23 protein-coding genes are annotated in these 20369 nt (G+C 41.8%); all 23 read right to left on the bottom strand.

The window, feature by feature from the left end; translation table 11 throughout:
* Nucleotides 1-2: 2 nt before the first annotated feature.
* The 23 genes from C4533_05725 to pfkA all read right to left on the bottom strand — a co-directional run bounded on the left by C4533_05725 (nt 3) and on the right by pfkA (nt 20367).
* On the bottom strand, nt 3-1028 hold the full coding sequence (locus C4533_05725; protein ID RJP27976.1) for a methionine synthase: 1026 nt from the start codon (nt 1026-1028) through the stop codon (nt 3-5).
* A 2-nt stretch (nt 1029-1030) separates the two neighbouring features.
* Nucleotides 1031-1438: a hypothetical protein gene (locus C4533_05720; protein RJP27975.1), complete on the bottom strand. Its 408-nt coding sequence runs from the start codon at nt 1436-1438 to the stop codon at nt 1031-1033.
* Nucleotides 1439-1475: 37 nt separating this feature from the next.
* The gene (locus C4533_05715) at nt 1476-1769 is read right to left on the bottom strand and encodes a YbaB/EbfC family DNA-binding protein (protein RJP27974.1); all 294 of its coding nucleotides are present in this window, start codon (nt 1767-1769) and stop codon (nt 1476-1478) included.
* 12 nt (nt 1770-1781) lie between these two features.
* The gene (locus tag C4533_05710; GenBank protein RJP27973.1) at nt 1782-2414 is read right to left on the bottom strand and encodes a hypothetical protein; all 633 of its coding nucleotides are present in this window, start codon (nt 2412-2414) and stop codon (nt 1782-1784) included.
* A gap of 111 nt (nt 2415-2525) precedes the next feature.
* The gene (locus C4533_05705; protein RJP27972.1) at nt 2526-3011 is read right to left on the bottom strand and encodes a TlpA family protein disulfide reductase; all 486 of its coding nucleotides are present in this window, start codon (nt 3009-3011) and stop codon (nt 2526-2528) included.
* Nucleotides 3008-3682, bottom strand: coding sequence for a hypothetical protein (locus tag C4533_05700; GenBank protein ID RJP27971.1), 675 nt, complete (start codon nt 3680-3682; stop codon nt 3008-3010). The genes C4533_05705 and C4533_05700 overlap by 4 nt, the downstream gene beginning before the upstream one ends.
* Nucleotides 3666-3977, bottom strand: coding sequence for a divalent-cation tolerance protein CutA (locus C4533_05695; GenBank protein RJP27970.1), 312 nt, complete (start codon nt 3975-3977; stop codon nt 3666-3668). The genes C4533_05700 and C4533_05695 overlap by 17 nt, the downstream gene beginning before the upstream one ends.
* Nucleotide 3978: 1 nt before the next feature.
* Nucleotides 3979-4455: a flavodoxin family protein gene (locus C4533_05690; GenBank protein ID RJP27969.1), complete on the bottom strand. Its 477-nt coding sequence runs from the start codon at nt 4453-4455 to the stop codon at nt 3979-3981.
* A 64-nt stretch (nt 4456-4519) separates the two neighbouring features.
* The gene (pgeF, locus tag C4533_05685; GenBank protein ID RJP27968.1) at nt 4520-5236 is read right to left on the bottom strand and encodes a peptidoglycan editing factor PgeF; all 717 of its coding nucleotides are present in this window, start codon (nt 5234-5236) and stop codon (nt 4520-4522) included.
* Nucleotides 5229-5447, bottom strand: coding sequence for a DUF167 domain-containing protein (locus C4533_05680; GenBank protein RJP27967.1), 219 nt, complete (start codon nt 5445-5447; stop codon nt 5229-5231). Before C4533_05680 ends, pgeF begins: the two co-directional genes overlap by 8 nt.
* A 30-nt stretch (nt 5448-5477) precedes the next feature.
* Nucleotides 5478-6401, bottom strand: coding sequence for a DNA recombination protein RmuC (locus C4533_05675; protein ID RJP27966.1), 924 nt, complete (start codon nt 6399-6401; stop codon nt 5478-5480).
* A 195-nt stretch (nt 6402-6596) separates the two neighbouring features.
* Complete coding sequence (locus C4533_05670) at nt 6597-7316, bottom strand: tRNA 2-thiocytidine(32) synthetase TtcA (GenBank protein ID RJP27965.1); 720 nt, start codon at nt 7314-7316, stop codon at nt 6597-6599.
* Nucleotides 7317-7334: 18 nt separating this feature from the next.
* The gene (gene malQ / locus C4533_05665; GenBank protein RJP27964.1) at nt 7335-9164 is read right to left on the bottom strand and encodes a 4-alpha-glucanotransferase; all 1830 of its coding nucleotides are present in this window, start codon (nt 9162-9164) and stop codon (nt 7335-7337) included.
* 7 nt (nt 9165-9171) lie between these two features.
* Nucleotides 9172-9987, bottom strand: coding sequence for a prepilin peptidase (locus C4533_05660; GenBank protein ID RJP27963.1), 816 nt, complete (start codon nt 9985-9987; stop codon nt 9172-9174).
* Nucleotides 9978-10910: a shikimate dehydrogenase gene (locus tag C4533_05655; protein RJP27962.1), complete on the bottom strand. Its 933-nt coding sequence runs from the start codon at nt 10908-10910 to the stop codon at nt 9978-9980. The genes C4533_05660 and C4533_05655 overlap by 10 nt, the downstream gene beginning before the upstream one ends.
* The gene (locus C4533_05650) at nt 10907-12412 is read right to left on the bottom strand and encodes a 2-isopropylmalate synthase (protein RJP28258.1); all 1506 of its coding nucleotides are present in this window, start codon (nt 12410-12412) and stop codon (nt 10907-10909) included. Before C4533_05650 ends, C4533_05655 begins: the two co-directional genes overlap by 4 nt.
* An 11-nt stretch (nt 12413-12423) precedes the next feature.
* Entirely contained in the window at nt 12424-12999 is a 576-nt protein-coding gene (locus tag C4533_05645) for a hypothetical protein (GenBank protein ID RJP27961.1), read from the bottom strand.
* A complete protein-coding gene (gene ilvC / locus C4533_05640) occupies nt 12984-13976 on the bottom strand; it encodes a ketol-acid reductoisomerase (GenBank protein RJP27960.1) in 993 nt (330 codons plus the stop codon). The genes C4533_05645 and ilvC overlap by 16 nt, the downstream gene beginning before the upstream one ends.
* A gap of 18 nt (nt 13977-13994) precedes the next feature.
* Entirely contained in the window at nt 13995-14468 is a 474-nt protein-coding gene (gene ilvN / locus C4533_05635) for an acetolactate synthase small subunit (protein RJP27959.1), read from the bottom strand.
* 87 nt (nt 14469-14555) lie between these two features.
* Complete coding sequence (gene ilvB / locus C4533_05630; protein ID RJP27958.1) at nt 14556-16220, bottom strand: biosynthetic-type acetolactate synthase large subunit; 1665 nt, start codon at nt 16218-16220, stop codon at nt 14556-14558.
* A gap of 67 nt (nt 16221-16287) precedes the next feature.
* The gene (gene ilvD / locus C4533_05625; GenBank protein RJP27957.1) at nt 16288-17940 is read right to left on the bottom strand and encodes a dihydroxy-acid dehydratase; all 1653 of its coding nucleotides are present in this window, start codon (nt 17938-17940) and stop codon (nt 16288-16290) included.
* Nucleotides 17941-18060: 120 nt separating this feature from the next.
* On the bottom strand, nt 18061-19386 hold the full coding sequence (locus C4533_05620; protein ID RJP27956.1) for an aldolase: 1326 nt from the start codon (nt 19384-19386) through the stop codon (nt 18061-18063).
* Nucleotides 19387-19407: 21 nt separating this feature from the next.
* The gene (gene pfkA, locus C4533_05615; GenBank protein RJP27955.1) at nt 19408-20367 is read right to left on the bottom strand and encodes a 6-phosphofructokinase; all 960 of its coding nucleotides are present in this window, start codon (nt 20365-20367) and stop codon (nt 19408-19410) included.
* Between the last annotated feature and the right edge of the window lie 2 nt (nt 20368-20369).

The raw sequence follows: 20369 nt of genomic DNA, 5'->3' as shown, positions 1-20369 counted from the left end.
GGCTATGAAACTTTGGCAGCTGTTTGCAAAAGCAGTTTAAGGATAGGCTCTGCGTCATCTGTATTAAGCGTGCCTAAGCCGCAACTGGGGCTGATCAATAAGCCGTTAAGGATTAAACCTCTGTCTATGCCTTTATCAACTAAAACATCAATAGCAGATTTTAATCTTTCACTTAAAGATTCCGGAGTTTCTAGGCCAGCTTGTTCTTGAGTAGGTACTATGCCCCAACAAATCATACCCCCGCGCCTTAAGAATACGTTTAAATCTTTGGCATAAATCACAAACTTATCAATAAAATCATAAGCATCGAAACTGATCAAGTCGATAGATCCGATCTCGGTCAGAATAGACCAATCTGTATTGCCGCAGCAATGCACGCCCACAAAAACATTCTCGGCTTTTAGTGCTCTGCTAAATTCAGAAAGGACCCTTACCACCTCTTCCCTGTTTATCGGTGTATAAGCGGAGCCAAAGCATCCTAAATAAGGCTCATCGATAAATATGATTATTTCCTTATTGAATTTCTTTAAGGAGTTTATCTGCCATAGCGCTTTCATTAACAGCCCTTTCAGCATGGCCTGGAATAAAACAGGGTCGTGCAAAACAGCCTTACCGGTCTCATCCTTTAAACCTGCAGCAAAAGTAAAAGGTCCGGTTACTTGGCATTTGACAGCCCTTACTTGCCGTAAATCCACATCTTGGAGCTTAGTTAGAAAAGCGTATAATCCATGAGAATAATCCTGGGTTATACGGAAATAATCTAAATCCTCAGCTATCAAATGCTCATAAAACTTCTCTAATTCAGATTCTCTATTGCTTAAATCCACTGCCAGGCCCTGGCTGGATATTTTTAAGCATGGCAGCTTCTCGCTGAATTGAGCAACCATTCCTTCTCTTATTGACCTTTTAGGCAGTTGTGGCCAAAATGGAATTTGGGGCACGTATTTAAAGATTAAATTAAGTGCTTCTTCTGCCTTTACATGCGGCAAACTCCCGATACCTGTAGCTAATCCTCTAAAATTATCCATACTTAAATCCCCTCAGCCTCCAGCTCTTTTATCTGTTTAATCACGCTGGATCTCAATATATCAGCAAATACTACATCAAAATCGTAAACCTTCTTAAAATCTTCCAAAGAATCTTCGTCTCTCCTGGAGAGCATCTTTTTCTTAATCATATTATAAACAATATTTCCAAAATCATCAGTCTTAAGGATGCCCCAATGATTTAAAACATTTTTCGCCAGCGGCCCGAACTGTTCGATAGCGTAATCTTTTATGCCTCCAAGAAGCTCTCTGCCGCTGACATGGCCGCTCTCTTTAAGTTTCTTCTGAGTAAAATGCAGGGCATGGATTACGAATTCATAACTTTCAGGTTTATAGCGGGGATCCGCAGAACAAATCTCTTCAACTAATTTATAAAAATTCTTCTTCTTCATATTTATTTGCTTGCAACTTAAATTTATGCCTTTTCTGTTACAAACCAGGAATATTAAAACCAGAAACCTTTTTCATCTCATCGGCTGCTAACTCATGCGACCGCTTTATCGCTTTATTATAAACATCTTTCAGAGCTGACTCAAAAGATGTCTTATCAACATCGCTCATTTCTTTCTGCAGCTTCACTTGTCTTACCTTTTGTGAACCATCCATCTCGATCCTGATACTGCCGTCGGAGCTTTCAACCTCAAATACCGTATTCTCAAGCTGCCGCTTTACCTGCTGCATTTTATTCTGCATATCCATCAACTGCTTAACTTTGTCAAACATCTTTGTGCCTCCCTAGAATCCAAGATTTTCATTTATTATAAATATCTTCAGCCTATCCGGCTTGATTTCTGCTTCGACTAGAAGGAGCTGGCAGCACATCCTTTTATATTCAGGAAAAAGGCAAAGCTCCTGGTTGCACGCCTTACCGTTAAAACAATAGCTTTGCCAATTAAGCCGCTTGCAATTAAGCGGGGCTGCATAATCCCTGCTCCTTTTTATTGCCTCGGCTGCATCTTTACATATTTTGTTTATTCCGCAAACAATAATTACGTTATCCGCATAGGCAATACCGCTTGTGCGGTTACCCCATGCGCTTAAGAAAACAAGTTCGCCATTTTCAGAAATTGCATTTGCGCTTGCAAGATAGAATTCAGCCCGAGAGCCTTCTTTACGCAACCTTAGGCTCTCTTGTCTGTCGATACCAGGCTTATATTGGTTATATACTTTATTTCCCCTTTTTTCCAATATGCCAACCAAGCCAAGCTGGTCCAAGGTCACGGAGCCTGAAATCCCTATTCCGGCTGATACAGGTATATTATTGACTATCTCCTTAAGCGCATCTTGCCTGTTTTCAAAGAAATAACCGTTGATGTTCCTTTTCTTCCACTTTTCTATAAGGCCTTTTATCTTATTCCGGCTAGCCATCTTTTCTAATAATACCTGTTTTAGACAAAAGGCGTAAATACAGCCCCAAGTTAAAAATCACCCCCGTCTAAGAAAACAGCAACTACCCTTATTAAATTACGCAGCACTGAATTATTTTTCTTGCCGGGAAATGAGGTCTTTATAATTGTTTGGGAAAAAGTTATCGCTGAACACAATGTTGCCTTCCTTATTAACCAGCAAATAAGTAGGCACGCCTAAAATACCGAACTGGCGCGCAACAGCAGAATCCTTATCCAGTAAAACTCTAAATGCCAGGTAATAATTCTTAATAAAATTGCTTACCTTATCGGGAGACTCTCCCACATTAATTGATAAAACTTCTACTCCGCCCTCTAAGAGCTGAGAATACATGCTGTTTAACACCCTGAGTTCTTTCTGGCAAAACGGGCACCATGTAGTCCAGAAAAACAAAAGCACCGGCTGCTTATCCTTATAACTGCTTAGTTTGACCAAATCATCATGTGTATCAATAAGCTCAAAATCAACGGCTTTGCTTACAGGCTTTTCCCCCACTCCGAAAACAACTGAAAAGTTTACAAAAACAAAAAAAGCTAAAATTAAAACAAGCTTTCTCATATTATTATCCTCCTTAGCGCATTAATAATAATAAATAAGCCTATAGAAGCAATGACCAGACCAAATATCGTCCTGATATACTCCATCCACTTGCCGGATTTCGGTAAACTAGCCAGAAACGAAGCAAACGTACCAGATAAGATAAAAATAATGCCCATGCCGAAGGCAAAAGTAAATAACAGAGTAACGCCATAAAAAAGATTATGCTTTGTAGCTATATATGCCAGTATTGAGCCTAAAACAGGCGTTATGCAGGGACTGATTATTAAACCAGAGCTTAAGCCCAGAAAAAATACAGCCGGATAGCCGTCCTTTTTTGTTAACCCCATAAGCTTAAGCTGAGGAAGTTTAATGAATAAATTACCCAGCATGCTCAGCCCAAAAATCGTAATTATCAATCCTACTATTAACCTAGTCAAAGGATGGGTGCTAAGCTGACCAAAGAACTGCCCGGTTAAGGAAGCCAATAATCCGAGAACGGAATATGTAACAGCTAATCCGGTAACATATATTAAACTAAGCGAAAATCCGCGCAACCTAGAACCGGAAGCATTCACGCCAATATAACCCAGGCTCACCGGGATTAAAGGGTAGGTGCACGGGCTAAAACTCAACAGTATGCCCCCTGAAAAAACGACCAGATAGTCTATAGGATTACCCGAGAGATTCATCAATCCAATCCAGATACGCTTTATTTCCGGAGACTATCGGCAACGCAATTATCTCCGGCACCTTATAACTATGTAAAAGCTTTACGGTATTAACAAGTTTAGTAAAATATGATTTCTTTGACTTTACTATCAATAATAACTCCGATGCATTATCAGCTTTAGATCCCCACCAAAAAACCGAATTGACCTTAGGGATAATATTTACGCAAGCTGCTAATTTTGCTTCTATAAGCTTCTTTGCGATACGTAGAGCCTCATTCTTCTTGGGAACCGTAATTAATATTACTATATGCATATCATTCCTGCAGTCTTCTGGCAAGCCTGGCTAATCTGGCCGCAAACCTCTGGCATTCCTTGATTACGCGCTCATCAGGAGCTCCTATTGCCACCGGGCCATAGTGATCTCCGCGGGGATCGCCTTGAATTATCATACCATGAATGAGCATGGCATTCAAGATATCTAGGATAGTGGTTTCATTGCCTCCGGCTATATTTGCGCTTGATGAAAATGCCGCACCTATCTTGCCATCAAGTTTACCATGCAATTTTACGGAATCATCCAGAAGTTTTTTCACTTCAGCAGCCATGCTTCCGTAATATGTAGGCGAACCGATTATAATTAGCCCGTATTCAACAAGCGCCTCAGCCTTAACCTCACTTACTTCTTTGACCTCACAGGCGATACCGTCTTTATTTATGCCTGTACCGATAATATCAGCCATTTTCTTGGTGTTTCCGCTACGCGAATAATAAGTCACAAGAGCTTTAAGCATGTAATCCCTCCCTTTTTAGTCCGATAACAATAAGTTTTACTAGTATTGCTTTAGAGAAAAATATTTACTTAAGCATCATAACTGACATGATCCTGCCTGATGACTTACCCTCTTTATAATAAGAGTAATAGTGTTTATTATTACAAGAAGTACAAATCCCGGAATCGTTTATATTCTGCTCCTTAACTCCAAGACCTAGCAACTCCGATTTGTTCAATGCGGCTATATCCAGATAAAAATGGCCGTTGATCTTAATCACGCCGGAAGAATACAATCCCGCTACCTCACTCTTAACCTTATAACAGCAGGAACGGATACATGGGCCAAAAGCAACAATTAAATCACCCGGAACAGAAAAAAATATTTTCTGCATTAAGCCTATAGTCCTGGATATTATACCGGCAAGGGTACCGCTTCTGCCTGCATGCACTAAAGCGATTGAAAGGGAATTCTTATCATAAATAAATATACTCAAGCAATCCGCGCTGAATACCGCCAAAGGCAAATTCCTGCAATCTGTTATAAGCGCATCTGCAGCATCGATGGAATCATCATAATAGCTTGCCCCCTTGCCCTTATCGCCTTCTTTGACATAAACCACATTATTTGAATGGACCTGCTTTGCACAAACTATATCTAGGTAATCTATACCGATACCCTTAAGGAATCCCCTGCGGTTATTAATAGCCTGTCCAGTATCTCCATACACTAAAGACATGTTTCCAGAATCTCTATTACTTATGGCGCAGGTAACTTTTGGGTGTAAATGTATTTCAGGCATTTACTTCAATAATTTTATTTCTGGCTCTGTGGCCCTTGATTATTTTAATCTGGTACTTCTTTACTCCCAGATGCTTAGCCAGTACTTCGATTAACTGCTCATTGGCTAAGCCGTCCTGGGCGGGCTTACTAACATATACCTTAAGGCAACCCTCTTCATCTTTGACAAAATTACGGCTTGATTTTGGCATGACTCGGACAGATAAAATCATTCTCGGGACCTATCGGAATATTTGATAAGGCTATTTAGAGTCTTTGGTTTGGATATTCGCTATCCTATCGGAGAACCTCGCCAGCTTATTCTGCGAATCCGAATATTTACTATTAGCGTTAAAAAGATGTTTTCCCAATAATTCGAAATCTTCTTTGAATTTATCCAATTCAACGCTTATTGAGCTTAGATTCTTCAGGATAGCCTTGGCATTATCCTCGATCATAAAACCCCTTAAACCGGAACAAATTATCTGCAGGTAGGCATAAAAAGTATTCGGAGATACGGGTATAACTTTCTTAGAAATGCAATACGAAAATAAATCTTCCTTTATTATTATCTCATAATAAACGTTCTCTGCAGGGATATACATAAATGCAAAATCATATGTATTTTCATGAGGTAAGATATACTTCGATGCTATTTCATCTATTCTGTTTTTTACGTCCTGGATAAATTTCTTATTAAGGCTGTTTTTCAACTGCTCTTCTTCTGCCTCAATATACCTCTGGAAATTCTCAAGGCTGAACTTGGCATCAATAGGGACAAGCTTTCCCCCCAGGTTGATGACAGCATCAACTGCTTCCTGAGACTTAAACCTATACTGCACTTGAAACGCAGCCTTGGGCAAGACTTGAGAAAGCAGGTTCTCAAGCATTGCCTCCCCGATTTGCCCCCTGAACTTTGGTGCCCGGAGCAATTCCTGCAGGCTTGAGATATCCTTGCTTATTTCATATATCCTCTCATTGCTCTCTTTTAACTGGCCTAAGGATTCCTGGACATTTCCGAATATAGAAGCAGTGCTGCCTAAATTCTGCCCGATCACCTTGTTTGCCTCAAACAGCGAGTTATTGATAGTCTTGAGGCTTTCGTTTACCTGCGATGAAATCTTAAGCATTATCGCTATTATTATGGATGCCAATACTAAAAATAAACCTGTTAACAGCCAAACCATATTATCTCTCCAAATATTTGCTAGTTCAATGTTCACAGTTCACTGAACGTATTGCGTATAGCGTGGTGCGTATTGAGTATGGTGTTCTTATGAGCCTGTGTCGTGTGTCCTTGTGGCTACCTACTTTATCTATTTCTATGAACCATGAACTGTGCACTGTGAACCAATAAAATTATACCACTCTGCTCTACCCGTTTAAAGCAAATAATCCGCCTTGACTCTCCTTACGCTCCTGAATATGTTCTTTTTTATATCCGGGCAAGCCTTTTTAAGCTGGCTTATTATCCTACGCATACGCCTGCGGTTGGAAATTGCAGAATTCGGGCAAATGCATTTATCATATTCAACAGAAAATTCTTTTGTATATTTTTTGATCATGCATTCCTGCACATAAGCAAGCGGGCGTATTAACGTTATCTTGCCTCCGAATAATTCCTGCTTTGGGAGCATAGCTGATATCTCGCCCTGAAAAAACATGTTCATCAAAATCGTTTCAATTATGTCATCCATATGATGTCCCAGGGCCACTTTTGAAAACCCAAGCCTGGCTGCCGATTCAAACAATGACTTTCTCCTGTTCCAGGAACACCAGAAACAAGAGATATCCGAACGCCCGGTTTTCTTCAGTACATCGTTCTTTTCTATATGGTAATTGACGCCTATCTTATTAAAATATTTCTTTAGTTTATTCGAGACGGAACGGGGATAGCCTAAATCCACGTGAATTGCCATGATTTCATAGTTAACCGGGGCGAATTTCCTGCGCTCATTCAATAAATTAAGCAATGTAATACTGTCTTTGCCTCCTGAAACGGCAACGGCGATTTTATCCCCATCGGAGATGAGCCCGTAATCCCCTATGGCCTTACCAATCTCTTTGGATATATAATAGGCGGAGCCGTTTAATATCGGCATCTGATTTTGTAAGCAGGTTTACCTTGCACTTTTACGGGTCATTCTTTTTAATTCGGCGCAAGATTTATGTTTTAACAAATCTTCGAGAGCTAAGGGAAGGGTGACCGACCAATTATCCCGGTTAACGCTCCCTGGATAATTAATACGGTATTGGCCTGGGTCATTATTCATAAGCCCGGCAAAGGCAAGATAATCAAAGATTATGTTTATGCAAAATATGGCTTCTGAATCAAGAATGAATTTAAAGACAGCTTTAATCAGTGCGCTATCCGCCTTTTCCCTGACCGGGCCTTTGAATTTCAGGATCGCCCATAATTTCTCTTTTTCCATAAAGCTATTTTCGTACATTTCAATAAAATCTGCAAGCTCCTCTTTAGGCTTTCCCAGTACATTTAAAAGTTTATCGGCGGAATCTATATCCCTGCGCCAACGCAGCCTTCCATGACGGGATAAATCATGATTAAAAAGCCTGTCCTTAATTTGCTCATAGGCTATCGAACGGCTCTGGCATTTTCTTATAAATAACGCCTCATCTACGGTGCCTGCTTCATCCTGCCACCAACCGGGCCAATTTGTTGTATCGTGCGTAGATAACATAGCTACAGAGAGCTGCCTGAATTCATCAGGCAAAAGAAAATCATGCCTCTTCTGCCAATCCTTAACCCACCGCTGAACATCATTACCCGGTATGCCTAGCTCCTTCATGGTCTCCGGGCAAACGGCAGGTATAGTGCCGAGATCTTCGGCGCATAAAAGCATATCAGTACTCTCCTGCATGACCTTTAATATTTCTCTGCCTTGCCCTGCCCACAGCTTATCATCTGCAGGGTCAAAAAAACCATGCAGGCCCTGATTTTCTAAGGGTTCGCCGTAGGGAATACTCCATATGCGGAATACTCCGACTACATGGTCGATCCGAAGAATATCATAAAACCCTTCGGCGTATTTGAGCTTCTCTTTTATATACTCAAAATTATTCTCTCTTATTTTATCCCAGTTATATGTGGGCATGCCCCAACGCTGCCCTTTTGCGCAATACATATCCGGCGGAGCCCCGGAAGCAAAATCAAGCTTAAAGAATTCCGGATGGGCCCATACGTCGGCACTATCCCTTGAAACTAAAATCGGCAAATCACCCTTGATAAAAATATTGTTTTTGACCGCATAGTTTTTTGCATTCTTAAGTTGCATTGCCATAAGCCACTGAAGCCAGGCCTCGAACAAAATTTCTTTCTTATATTTTTCCTTAAGTTCAACCAAACGTATCTCTATCCTATCCCTGAAATCAGGCTCCCACTCATACCAGGGCCTGCCATTATGCAAATTTTTCAACAGCTTATAAAGGCAGAAATCGTCAAGCCAATAAGAATTATCTCTGATATAGGCAGCCAGGCTGTCTTGCGCACCTATATTATTTACCGAGTTAAATATGCTTTTTAAGGCTTTGAGTTTTTCCTCTTTAATCCTGTAATCAATGTGCGGGCCGATCTGAGGAAAAATTTTCCTTAATACGGCGCGAATTTCGCCCAGCTGCTTCTCTCCTACATCAGGTATATCATTTAAATTTATGTATGCCGGCTCAAGGGCAAATGAACTTGTGGAATCATATGGGCAAAAAGTAGAGCCCACTTCATTTAACGGAAGGAATTGCAGGATAGAGTTACCCGTAGACGAACACCAATCAATTAATAATTTGATATCACCGGTATCTGCGATACCGATACTATTGCGGGAATATACAGAAAACAAAGGCACGACAACCCCGGACTTCTTGCTGATGCCGATACGCCTCCATTTATTCCCGGAAGGAGTGTTAAGAAGGTATTCCCTAAATTCATCTACAGGCATATAAGAATTAACGCGGTATTACAAAAGATATTATTTTATCTTGCCAGAAAAGGGCAATAATCGCTGCCAACGACAAAAATGGCCCATAAGGTATGGTGTGGTCTTTACGCGATACCAGATTCACCAATCCCACCGTAAGACCTAGAAACGGCGCGATGAGAAAAGTAACCAATGCAGCCTTCCATCCTACAAATGCGCCTATCATGGCTAATAACTTGATATCGCCCCCGCCCATCGATTCTGTCTCACCCTGTATCGGCGGCCTTTTGAGCAGTTTAAAATATACTAAATCAAAAAGCGCGCCTGTAAGATAAATAGTGCCTCCGCCGATTAAGATGCCCAGGAATGAATCCAAGGCATACTGGTAATTATAGCTCAACGGTTTTATCTCGATACCCCTTACGGCAAATAATACCAGCCCGACAATCAGGCCGCCGACAGATACCTCATCAGGTATAATCCTGTGTTTGATATCTATAAAAGTGGCTACGATCAACCCGCTTACGAACACTATATATACGAAGAATTCATAAGATAATCCGTATTTTGCAAATAAAACCACAAACATTAAAGCAGTTACCAGTTCAACTATGACATACCTTAAAGAGATCGGTTTTTTGCAAAAACGGCACTTCCCTCCCAAAAGAATATAGCTTATAAAAGGAATATTGTCATAACCCTGTATTTTTTTCTTACAATTAGGGCAATGTGAACGCGGCCAGACGACAGACTCATTTAACGGCATGCGATGAATGCACACATTAAGGAAACTGCCGACAATTGAACCCATAATAAATAGGATTATCACCGTAATTATTTCCATTTTGCCAACTCCTTTTCTAAAGCCTGCTTCATCACGTCTTTTGGGGCACGACGATTAAACCATAATTCAAACGCTCTGGCGCCTTGACATAAAAGCATCCCAGCACCATTTACTGCTTTAAGACCCAAGGCATGCGCATCCTTAATCAGTTGCGTTTCTCTGTTATATACAACATCGTAAACAGATAAATTATTATGCAGCAAACCTCTTTCAACGATAGAGCCATCTTCGTCTTTCATGCCGCAAGATGAAGCATTAACCAAAAGTTGTGAATTCTTTATTGCCCCCATTAACGACTTTTTGTCAATAAACTCAATTTTATCTCCTATATATTCTATCTTGGAGAATTGAATTTTTGTTTCTTCCACTGCGCTACTATTGATATCATAAATATATATCTTGTTAGCATTTATATTTTTCCAAGATAAAGAAGCTACTACCGCCCTTCCGGCTCCGCCACATCCGATAACAACTGTATTTTTGTCCTTTACATCAAATTCCAGATCATCACGCAAGGATTCAATGAATCCGGAAGCATCAGTATTAAAATACTGAATACCTAATACATTCCTTTTTACGGTATTTATCGCTCCTGATACTTTGACGTAATGTTCTTCTTCAAGAACCAAGGGGGATGGAACATCTTTATTTCTAACTTTACTTTCAAGTATCTCTTTAGCTCTGATTTTATGGGGAATAGTCACATTGAAACCAATGACATCTCCTGAGTGGACTTCATTTCCTTGGGTATCTTTAACAGCCATATTACCGAGGAGAAAATCATTGAGTTCTTCGGGCCTGACTTCAAAAAGCCTATATTCAGCATTAATCTTCAGATGCCTGAATGCGGCGTTATGCATTGCCGGCGAAAGACTATGTTTAACCGGATAACCTATTAATCCGTATATTTTAGGCGGGATCATCTCGACTCTATTTTATTAAGGGCATCTATATAGGCCCTTACAGAAGCCTCGATAATGTCAGTGCTGGAACCCCTGCCGGATGCGGTCCTTCCTCTGGCGACCATTTTTAAGGTAACTTCTCCCAAAGCGTCTTTACCCGAGGTGACGGCTTCAAGCCTGTAGTCGGAAAGCCTTATTTTTATCTTAGATATTTTATCAATAGCCTTAAAACATGCGTCAACCGGCCCATCGCCGTTTGAAATTCCGGAATATATCTTTCCTTTTTTCTTCAGCCTGACTGCTGCCTTTGGATTTATGTTTGTCCCTGAATTAACTTCAAATCCTTCAAGGGTCCAAGTAGGCCTGCTTACACTGATCTCATCCTCAACTATGGCCATGAGATCATCGTCAAAGATATTCTTCTTCTTATCAGCGATCTGCTTAAAACGGTTGAATGCTTTTTCAAGCTGCTGGCCTGACAAATGAAAGCCCAAAGAATTAAGACGCTCGCTGAAAGCGTGTCTGCCGGAATGTTTTCCTAACACCAAACCTACCCCGCTAAAACCTACATCCTGCGGCCTTATTATCTCGTAAGTAGAGCGTTCTTTTAAAACACCGTCCTGATGAATGCCGGATTCGTGCCTGAAGGCGTTTGCTCCGACAATTGCTTTATTTGGGGCAATAACAAAACCCGTCAGTTTGCTTACTAAACGGGAAGTTTTATAGATCTTGCTCTTCTTGATATTTGTATCAAGGCCGCCAAAAACATCTTTTCTGGTATTCAATGCCATTACTACCTCTTCCATAGAGGCGTTCCCGGCGCGCTCGCCAATACCATTTACTGTACACTCTATCTGCCTGGCGCCGTTTTTTACCGCCTCAAGCGAATTGGCAACGCCCAAACCCAGGTCATTATGGCAATGCACGGAAATCACAGCTTTATTTATATTCGGAACATTCCCCTTGATAGCAGCTATAAGACTGCCAAATTCCTGCGGCTCTGAATAGCCGACAGTATCTGGTATATTTACGGTTTTGGCTCCAGCAGCAATAACAGACTCTACCACCTTAAAGAGAAACTCCCTATCGCTGCGCGAAGCATCTTCAGGAGAAAATTCTACATCGGAGACAAAATTCCTGGCATATTTAACAGCATTAACAGCTAAACGTAGTATCTCGTCCTCAGCTTTCTTTAGCTTATATTTCATATGGATCTTTGAAGTAGCAAGGAATACATGGATCCTCGGGTTTCTAGCCGGCCTTATTGCCTGATATGCAGCATCAATATCCTTATTTATTGCCCTTGCTAAAGCACATATAACCGGACCCTTGACGGATTTGGATACCATTCGCACTGCCTCAAAGTCACCCTTAGAAGAGATCGGGAATCCAGCCTCGATTATATCCACGCCTAAGTCAGCTAAAGCCTTGGCGATCTCGATTTTTTCTTTTTCATTCAAAGATGCGCCTGGGGCCTGCTCCCCATCTCTTAAAGTTGTATCGAAAATTAATATTTTATCCATATCAGCTTGGTTCATTGTTCACTGAACGTATTGCGTATAGCGTAGTGCGTATTGAGTATAGCGTTCTTGTGACTTTGTGTCCTTGTGTCTTTGTGACCCACTTTTCTATCAACTATCTCGCTAAAACTTACCAACTCAATATCGTTGATGTTTTCTAATGTAGATTTATTATTGGTTATATTTATTAAAAATTTATAACTGCTGCCAATCTCGAATTCAGTCACATGATTAGTGAAGATTATCAACTCGCTGTTAGTCAAGCCGGAATAATCCTTAAGCTCCTGGTTATTCTCAGAGATCACAATATTATCCTTCATGCACGGCTTACAAACAGCACCGGCAGGACAGTCTGGGCAAGTATAAACTCTGACAACAAAACCCTCGGTCGAATACTGCCCCGGGCCAAAGTTACCTCTTTTTATCTCGCTTATTTTGAAAAAATTACTTTCGGTTTCCGGTTTTGTAGCCTCGGCGCCAAAACTAATATCCTGCCCATAGGCGCGCGTAAAAACCAACACATTAATAATCAAAACCAGCACTATTAATTTTCTTCTTACCATTATCCTGTGACTTACTTCTTCATCCAAGGCATCATCTCTCTTAACTGCTTACCAACCTTTTCAATCTGATGATTATCGCCCTCGGCAATCAGCTTGTTGAAATTGGGCCTGCCTTCTTCATTCTCTTTTATCCACTCTTTGGCAAACTTGCCTTTCTGTATCTCTTTTAGGATCTTTTTCATCTCTTTTCTTGTTTTCTCTGTGATTATCCTTTTACCTCTTGTCAGGTCTCCGTAACAGGCAGTATTAGAAACGCCCCTGCGCATACCGCTTATACCACGCTCCTGTATCAAATCAGTGATAAGTTTTAATTCGTGGAGCACTTCAAAATAGGCGATTTCAGGCTGATAACCTGCTTCAACCAAAGTATCAAAACCAGCCCTGATCAATTCTGTTACCCCGCCGCAAAGAACCGCCTGCTCCCCAAAAAGATCAGTCTCCGTCTCTTCTTTAAACGTAGTTTCGATTACCCCTGCCCTGGTCGCGCCCAGTCCTTTTGCGTAAGCCAGAGCTATTTTTAGGGCATTTCCTGTTGCATCCTGAAATATAGCTACCAGAGAAGGCACACCTTTGCCCTCTTCAAACATTCTTCTTACCAATGCGCCCGGGCCTTTAGGAGCGATCATGAATACGTCAACTGTCTTTGGCGGTTTTATCTGCTTAAAATGGATATTAAAACCGTGAGAAAAACATAATGCTTTACCTTTTTTAAGGTTGGGCTTTATTTTTTCATTGTAGACTTTAGCCTGAACATGATCCTGTGTAAGGATCTGAATAATATCAGCTTGTTTTGCCGCTTCTTCAACCGGCACGGGCTTAAAACCGTCGTTTAAAGCCTGCTCATAATTAACCGTGCCTGGTAATTCCGAAACTATTACATTACATCCTGAATCACGGAGGCAAAGAGCTTGTCCCCTGCCCTGTATACCGTAACCGATTATTGCGACAGTCTTATCCTTTAAAATGCCTAAATCAGCGTCTTTGTCGTAATATATCTTTATCACTGCTCCCTCCTTTATAAATTAATACCCAATTGCTAATTTCCCCGTCCTGACTAATTCCTTAATCCCGAAATCCTGAAGCTCAGAAAGAAGCTTTTTTATCTGCTCTTCCTCTCCGGCTGCTTCAATTATAGCGGTATTTGATTTATACTTGATTATCTTTGAAACGTATTTCTTAAGCGTTGTTTCAAGTTTGTGTTTGTTTTTGGCAGAATATTCGACTTTAACCAGTATCATCTCGCGTTCAACATGGTCTTTCTTTGTGAAATCAGTAACAACAATCACATCAATCAATTTATTCAACTGCTTTTTTATCTGCTCCAGCACATTCTCATCCTTAGCATCGACTACTATTGTCATATAGGAAACAGATGGATCCAATGTTTGAGAAACTGCCAAAGATGAAATATTATACCCCCTGGCACTAAATAGCCCGGCGATGCGTGCCAGTACCCCGAATTTGTTTTCAACGAGTAGTGAGATTGTATGTTTCATTTTAGTTCACGGTGCACAGTTTACAGTTCACAGGCTAAGCAAAACTAACAAGAAGCTATGCACTGTCAACTGTGAACTGTCCTCTAATTACGCCAGCCCTTCTATCATCCTGTTTAATGCCTCTCCGGCTGGAACCATAGGAAAGACATTCTCTTCCTGCTCTATCTGAAAATCAATAAGCACGGTATTATCGGTAGAAAGCGCCTTCTCGATTGCAGGACGGACATCTTCATTCTTGGTAACCCTTATCCCTACAGCCCCGAAACTTTCTGCCAGTTTGACAAAATCCGGCCCGGAAATACAAGTATGAGAATACCGCTTTTTATAAAAAAGCTCCTGCCATTGGCGCACCATGCCAAGATAACCATTATTCAATATAAATATTTTAACATTTATATTATTACAAATACAAGTAGCCAGTTCTTGAATATTCATTTGTATAGAGCCGTCTCCGGCAATATCGACAACCACTTTATCAGGGCAGCCGACTTTAGCGCCCATAGCTGCTGGAAAACCAAAACCCATCGTACCTAATCCGCCGCTTGAGATAAATGTCCGCGGATGATTATATTTGTACCACTGTGCTGCCCACATCTGGTTCTGCCCGACTTCGGTAACGATAACTGCTTCTCCTTTTGTGGCTTCGCACAGCTGCTCAATGACATATTGAGGCTTGATTTTGCCTTCCATTTTATACCTTAAAGGATGCTTCTTTTTCCAGGAACTTATCATCTCAAGCCAATCAGAAGTATCGGGGAATTTCTTCATCTGTTCCAGGAATTCCCCTAAAATATTTTTTGCGTCTCCGACAATAGGTATATCAACATGGACGTTCTTGCTTATAGAAGAAGGGTCTATATCAATATGGATTATTTTTGCTTTTGGGGCAAAGGCATCAAGCCTGCCGGTCACTCTATCATCAAAACGCGCACCCACGGCAATTATCAAATCTGCTTCCATTATGGCATGGTTTGCGTAAGCTGTCCCATGCATACCAAGCATCCCCAGAGAAAGTTCATGGCTGGACGGAAAACCTCCTATGCCCATCAGCGTCCAGGTAACCGGTATTCTGGTCTTCTCTGCAAATTCCCTCAATACGTTACTGGCCTGGCTGATGATTATTCCTCCGCCTATATATAACAGCGGACGCTTAGCTAAAGCAACAAGCTTAGTTGCTTTTTTGATTTGCCCGGGGTGGCCGAAATATGTAGGCTTATAACTGCGCATATCCACTTTTTCAGGCCAGATAAATTCTGTTTCGGCAATCTGCACATCGCTGGGTATATCTATCAACACAGGCCCCGGCCTACCGGAAGTCGCGATATAAAACGCTTCCCGTATAATCTGCGCCAGCTCCTTGACATCCTTAACCAGGTAATTATGCTTAGTTATCGGCCGAGTAATGCCTGTAACATCCGCTTCCTGAAAAGCATCGTTTCCGATTAAATGAGATTTTACCTGTCCGGTAATCGCTATCATAGGGACTGAATCCATGTAGGCAGTTGCAATACCCGTAATAAGATTTGTCGCACCCGGACCGCTCGTAGCAAGGCAAACTCCGGGCTTTCCGGTTGCACGGGCATAACCATCGGCAGCATGCGCTGCGCCCTGCTCGTGGCGCACAAGTATAAGCTTCAGGTCAGAATCATAAAGTTTATCAAATGTAGGCAGTATCTGGCCACCCGGATAGCCAAACATCACATCCACGCCTTCTCTCTTTAGACACTCAATTAATATCTCTGCTCCGGTCATTTACCTTCACTCCGTTAAAAAACTTATAATCAGCAGTCCGCTGTACACAGTATTATACTGCTGATTATCAACTTAAAATTGCACCCTTATCCGCCGAAGTAACCAGCCGGGAATATCTTGATAAATACCCGGTTGTAATCTTTGGAGGGACTATCTTTACATTCTTTAATCTCTTTTTTATTTCTGCATCGCTTAATTTTACTTCCAGCTTTCTGTTTGGAATATCAATCGTAATTATATCTCCGTCTTGAATGACTGCAATGGGCCCGCCTGCGCTGGCTTCAGGAGAAACATGACCAATGCACGGCCCTTTTGTGCCTCCGGAAAATCTTCCATCCGTAATTAAAGCGACTGAATCAGACAAACCGCCCCCTACAATAGCTGCAGTAGGAGCAAGCATCTCGCGCATTCCCGGTCCGCCTGCCGGGCCTTCATAGCGGATAACGACTACGCTGCCGCCTTTAATCTGGCCGCCAAGGATCGCCTTCATAGCCTCTTCTTCACGGTTAAATACCCTGGCACGTCCGGTGAATTTCATCATCTTTACACTCACTGCCGCCTGTTTTACGACTGCGCCATTCGGCGCAAGGTTACCGAACAGAACTGCGATGCCGCCTTCCTTATGGTAAGCATTATCGGATTTCCTGATAACGCTATCGTCAAAAATAACAGCGTCATCCGCGATATCAAATGTACTCTTGCCGGATAGAGTCGGGCAATTATGCAATTTAGATTTCAATCTCTTTAATACTGCAGGTATGCCTCCGGCATATTCAAGGTCTTCCATAAAATGCTCCCCTGCCGGCTCAAGATTGGTTATATGGGGGACTTTCCTGCTGATCTCGTCAAAACTCTTTAAATTAAAAGCTAATCCTGCCTCATGGGCAATAGCCATTATATGCAGGACAGTATTACTTGAACCGCCCAAAGCCATATCTACAGCAATTGCGTTCTCAATTGACCTCTTTGTAATTATATCACGCGGCTTAATATCTTTCCTGACTAATTCCACTATACGCTCTCCGCTTGCCTGGGCGATCCTGCGTTTTTTCGCGGAAACTGCCAAAGCAGTCCCGCATCCGGGCAGTGACATACCCATAGTCTCCGTAAGGCATGCCATTGTGTTTGCAGTATATAATCCCTGGCATGAGCCGGCACCGGGGCAGGCTTCCATTTCAAGGCAAACTAATTCTTCGCTGCCAATTTGGCCCTTTTTTGCCTTTGCTACCGCCTCAAACGTATCGTGGACAAAAGCAAGCTTCCTTTTATTATAGCGGCCTGACATCATCGGGCCTGCGGTAACTATTATCGCCGGGATATTCAGGCGGGCGATACCCATAAGCATACCGGGAGTGATTTTATCGCAGTTAGTTAAACAAATTAACCCATCTAGGCTGTGCGCATTACAGACAGTTTCGATTGTATCGGCAATAATTTCCCGGAGCGCTAAAGGATAGCACATGCCTAGGTGCCCCATAGCAATACCGTCACATATACCAGGAACGCCAAAGAAAAACGGGACACCTCCGCCGTAACAAACCCCGCGCTCGATATACCGCTCTAAATCACGCATACCGATATGCCCAGGGATTAAATCTGTAAAAGACGTGGCCACTCCGATAAATGGCTTATCAAAATCCCTACGGGATAATCCGGTTGCGTGTAAAAGCGCTCGGTGAGGAATTCTCTCAATTCCTTTTTTTATCTTGTCTGAACGCATATCGTCTCCTTATATTAGTTCATAGATCATAGTTCATAGATCATAGATATATCATTCTATCAGCCATGAACCATCAACTATGAACTATGAACTGTAAATTTCTGCGAAAGCAGAAATTTACTAATCTGCCCCTTCCCCGTCATGCACAACATCAGGGCCTTCCTGGGACTTGCGTATTATGACTCTTTTCAGGGTTATAAATTTATCTACTAAATCTTTATTATTCAGATTATTCAACTGCTTAAATAAAAATTCAAACTTGCCTTCTACTTCAGTAGTTATAGCATCTCTTATCTCTTTTGGCAAACCCATAATATCTTTTTTAAAAGCACCCAAAGCTTTTTTCCTTGCCTTATAGAAAAACTGTTCGTCTGTCTGGCCCTCGGACCTTTCCGAAGCAGCGTTTACTTTAAGCCATTCATACATTCTTGCTTTAAGGTCTGCAGGGAAATGCCTGGAATCATAGATCATGTTCTGGAATTCCGTTGCCAGATGGACTTCAGCAGCATCAACTTCTGCAAATTTATGGAATGCCTCCGATGGCAGGGTAGATGCACCATGCTGCACTGCCCCGGCAAGCCCGTATTCTTTCCTTGCAATCTCAGAAAGATTCTTTAAGGTATCAAAATCAAGCTTCACCGAAGCTATAGAGCCATCAGGCAAAACAACTCCTCCGTGTGAAGTCCCGGTCTGTATACTTATCTTGCTTATGCCGACCCTTCCTTTACGAAGCCTCTCTCTAAAACCCGTCATAAATGCATGCAAATCTTCCGGCGTAGAATTTTTAGTCCCTACTTCACCGATTTCTCCGCCTACCGATATCTCCACGCCCCGAGGCTGTACCTGACGGATATATTGGGTGAGTTTAGCACAGACCTCAAAATTCAGGTACTGCTGTTTCTTGATATCAGTTTTAGACAAGTCTACTAAAGTGGAAGAATCGATATCAATATTATAGAAACCTGCTGAGATAGCATCTTGGATTAATGCCTTTAAACCTTCCAGCTCCTTATCGGGGTTCTCGGAAAATTTCTTGTGATTTACCTGGAAATGATCCCCCTGTATAAAAACCGGGCCTGCGTATTCTTCTTTTATCGCCGCTGCTAAAACTGCCGAGGAGAATTCAACAGGCGGCTGTGCGGTATATCCCATTTCTGACTTTGCAATTTCAAAAATGAAAGCTCCACTATTGTTCCTTTTTGCTACCCTGAATATCGCCCGCGCCAAATCATAGGTCATCGTCCTTAAGTTTATTGCCGGGACAGTAAACCCCTTGAATTCGCCTCTGCCTCTTGCCATATATAATTCGTGAATACTTGACGGATAAATACCTTTTTTATATGCTATATCGAGTATCTTCTTGGCGATATCTTTCTTGATTTTCAAATCATCATTCATTACTAAATCAATTATCAATTTTTCAGCATCAACCGGCCTTCTACCCATGGTAAAAACTCCTTTCCAAACTTAAGTCAAGATTTTAATCAAATTGTACAGCTTATCGATTTTAAGTTCTTTTTTCTTTATTGCATATTCCAGATCCACAATATTTACTTCATTCGAAACAATACCCACAGCTTTGCCCTGTTCTCCTTTTAAAAGGAGCTCAACGGCTGCTACACCAAGGCTGGTAGCAATAATCCTATCTCGTGCAGTAGGCCTTCCGCCCCTCTGAATATGCCCGAGCACCACTTCTCTGGTTTCAAGCCCCGTAATACTATTAATCTGGGATGCTATCTCGGCGGCTTTGGCAGCGCCCTCAGCAACTATTATTATCCAGCTGATTTTGCCAATTAGGTTGCCTTCTACTATCTCCTCACACATTTTATGCAGGTCAAACTTTTTTTCCGGTAATAATACTTCTTCAGTGCCTCCGGCAACTGCTGTCTGAAGAGCAATGAAGCCGCTCTCCCTGCCCATCACCTCAACGACAAAAATCCTTTCCATTGATGTTGCCGTATCGCGTATCTTATCCAATGCGTCAAGTGCGACGTTTACGGCAGTATCAGAGCCAATAGTAAAATCCGTGCCGCTGATATCATTGTCAATTGTTCCCGGGACACCGATACATGGAACCTGCCATTTTCGGTTAAGGGCTATTGCTCCATTATAGGTACCGTTTCCACCGATTAAAATTAAACCCTCGATTTTATTCTTTTTTATTACGTCAACAGCTTTTCTCTGGCCCTCTTCGCTCAAAAATTCAGGGCAACGCGAAGTCTTAAGGATAGTCCCTCCAAGATTGATGATATTTGACACTGAGCGATGGTTCAAAAGCTTGATTTCTTCATTTATTAATCCTTTAAAGCCGCGGAAAATACCCATGACTTCAATTTTATTATGCAGGGCAAAACGCACTACACTGCGGATAGCCGCATTCATCCCGGAACTTTCCCCGCCAGAAGTCATAACCCCTATTCTTTTCATGC

The organism is Candidatus Omnitrophota bacterium, from assembly GCA_003598025.1.
Lineage (GTDB): Bacteria > Omnitrophota > Gorgyraeia > Gygaellales > Profunditerraquicolaceae > Profunditerraquicola.
The sequence above is the reverse complement of the archived record's forward strand: the minus strand, read 5'-3'. Positions and strand labels throughout refer to the sequence as shown.

Bases quoted from the DNA above. Each gene is read 5' to 3' on its own strand.
- C4533_05725 (RJP27976.1), bottom strand. From the start codon at position 1,028: ATGGATAATTTTAGAGGATTAGCTACAGGTATCGGGAGTTTGCCGCAT.
- C4533_05720 (RJP27975.1), bottom strand. From the start codon at position 1,438: ATGAAGAAGAAGAATTTTTATAAATTAGTTGAAGAGATTTGTTCTGCG.
- C4533_05715 (RJP27974.1), bottom strand. From the start codon at position 1,769: ATGTTTGACAAAGTTAAGCAGTTGATGGATATGCAGAATAAAATGCAG.
- C4533_05710 (RJP27973.1), bottom strand. From the start codon at position 2,414: ATGGCTAGCCGGAATAAGATAAAAGGCCTTATAGAAAAGTGGAAGAAA.
- C4533_05705 (RJP27972.1), bottom strand. From the start codon at position 3,011: ATGAGAAAGCTTGTTTTAATTTTAGCTTTTTTTGTTTTTGTAAACTTT.
- C4533_05700 (RJP27971.1), bottom strand. From the start codon at position 3,682: ATGAATCTCTCGGGTAATCCTATAGACTATCTGGTCGTTTTTTCAGGG.
- C4533_05695 (RJP27970.1), bottom strand. From the start codon at position 3,977: ATGCATATAGTAATATTAATTACGGTTCCCAAGAAGAATGAGGCTCTA.
- C4533_05690 (RJP27969.1), bottom strand. From the start codon at position 4,455: ATGCTTAAAGCTCTTGTGACTTATTATTCGCGTAGCGGAAACACCAAG.
- pgeF (RJP27968.1), bottom strand. From the start codon at position 5,236: ATGCCTGAAATACATTTACACCCAAAAGTTACCTGCGCCATAAGTAAT.
- C4533_05680 (RJP27967.1), bottom strand. From the start codon at position 5,447: ATGATTTTATCTGTCCGAGTCATGCCAAAATCAAGCCGTAATTTTGTC.
- C4533_05675 (RJP27966.1), bottom strand. From the start codon at position 6,401: ATGGTTTGGCTGTTAACAGGTTTATTTTTAGTATTGGCATCCATAATA.
- C4533_05670 (RJP27965.1), bottom strand. From the start codon at position 7,316: ATGCCGATATTAAACGGCTCCGCCTATTATATATCCAAAGAGATTGGT.
- malQ (RJP27964.1), bottom strand. From the start codon at position 9,164: ATGCCTGTAGATGAATTTAGGGAATACCTTCTTAACACTCCTTCCGGG.
- C4533_05660 (RJP27963.1), bottom strand. From the start codon at position 9,987: ATGGAAATAATTACGGTGATAATCCTATTTATTATGGGTTCAATTGTC.
- C4533_05655 (RJP27962.1), bottom strand. From the start codon at position 10,910: ATGATCCCGCCTAAAATATACGGATTAATAGGTTATCCGGTTAAACAT.
- C4533_05650 (RJP28258.1), bottom strand. From the start codon at position 12,412: ATGGATAAAATATTAATTTTCGATACAACTTTAAGAGATGGGGAGCAG.
- ilvN (RJP27959.1), bottom strand. From the start codon at position 14,468: ATGAAACATACAATCTCACTACTCGTTGAAAACAAATTCGGGGTACTG.
- ilvB (RJP27958.1), bottom strand. From the start codon at position 16,220: ATGACCGGAGCAGAGATATTAATTGAGTGTCTAAAGAGAGAAGGCGTG.
- ilvD (RJP27957.1), bottom strand. From the start codon at position 17,940: ATGCGTTCAGACAAGATAAAAAAAGGAATTGAGAGAATTCCTCACCGA.
- C4533_05620 (RJP27956.1), bottom strand. From the start codon at position 19,386: ATGGGTAGAAGGCCGGTTGATGCTGAAAAATTGATAATTGATTTAGTA.
- pfkA (RJP27955.1), bottom strand. From the start codon at position 20,367: ATGAAAAGAATAGGGGTTATGACTTCTGGCGGGGAAAGTTCCGGGATG.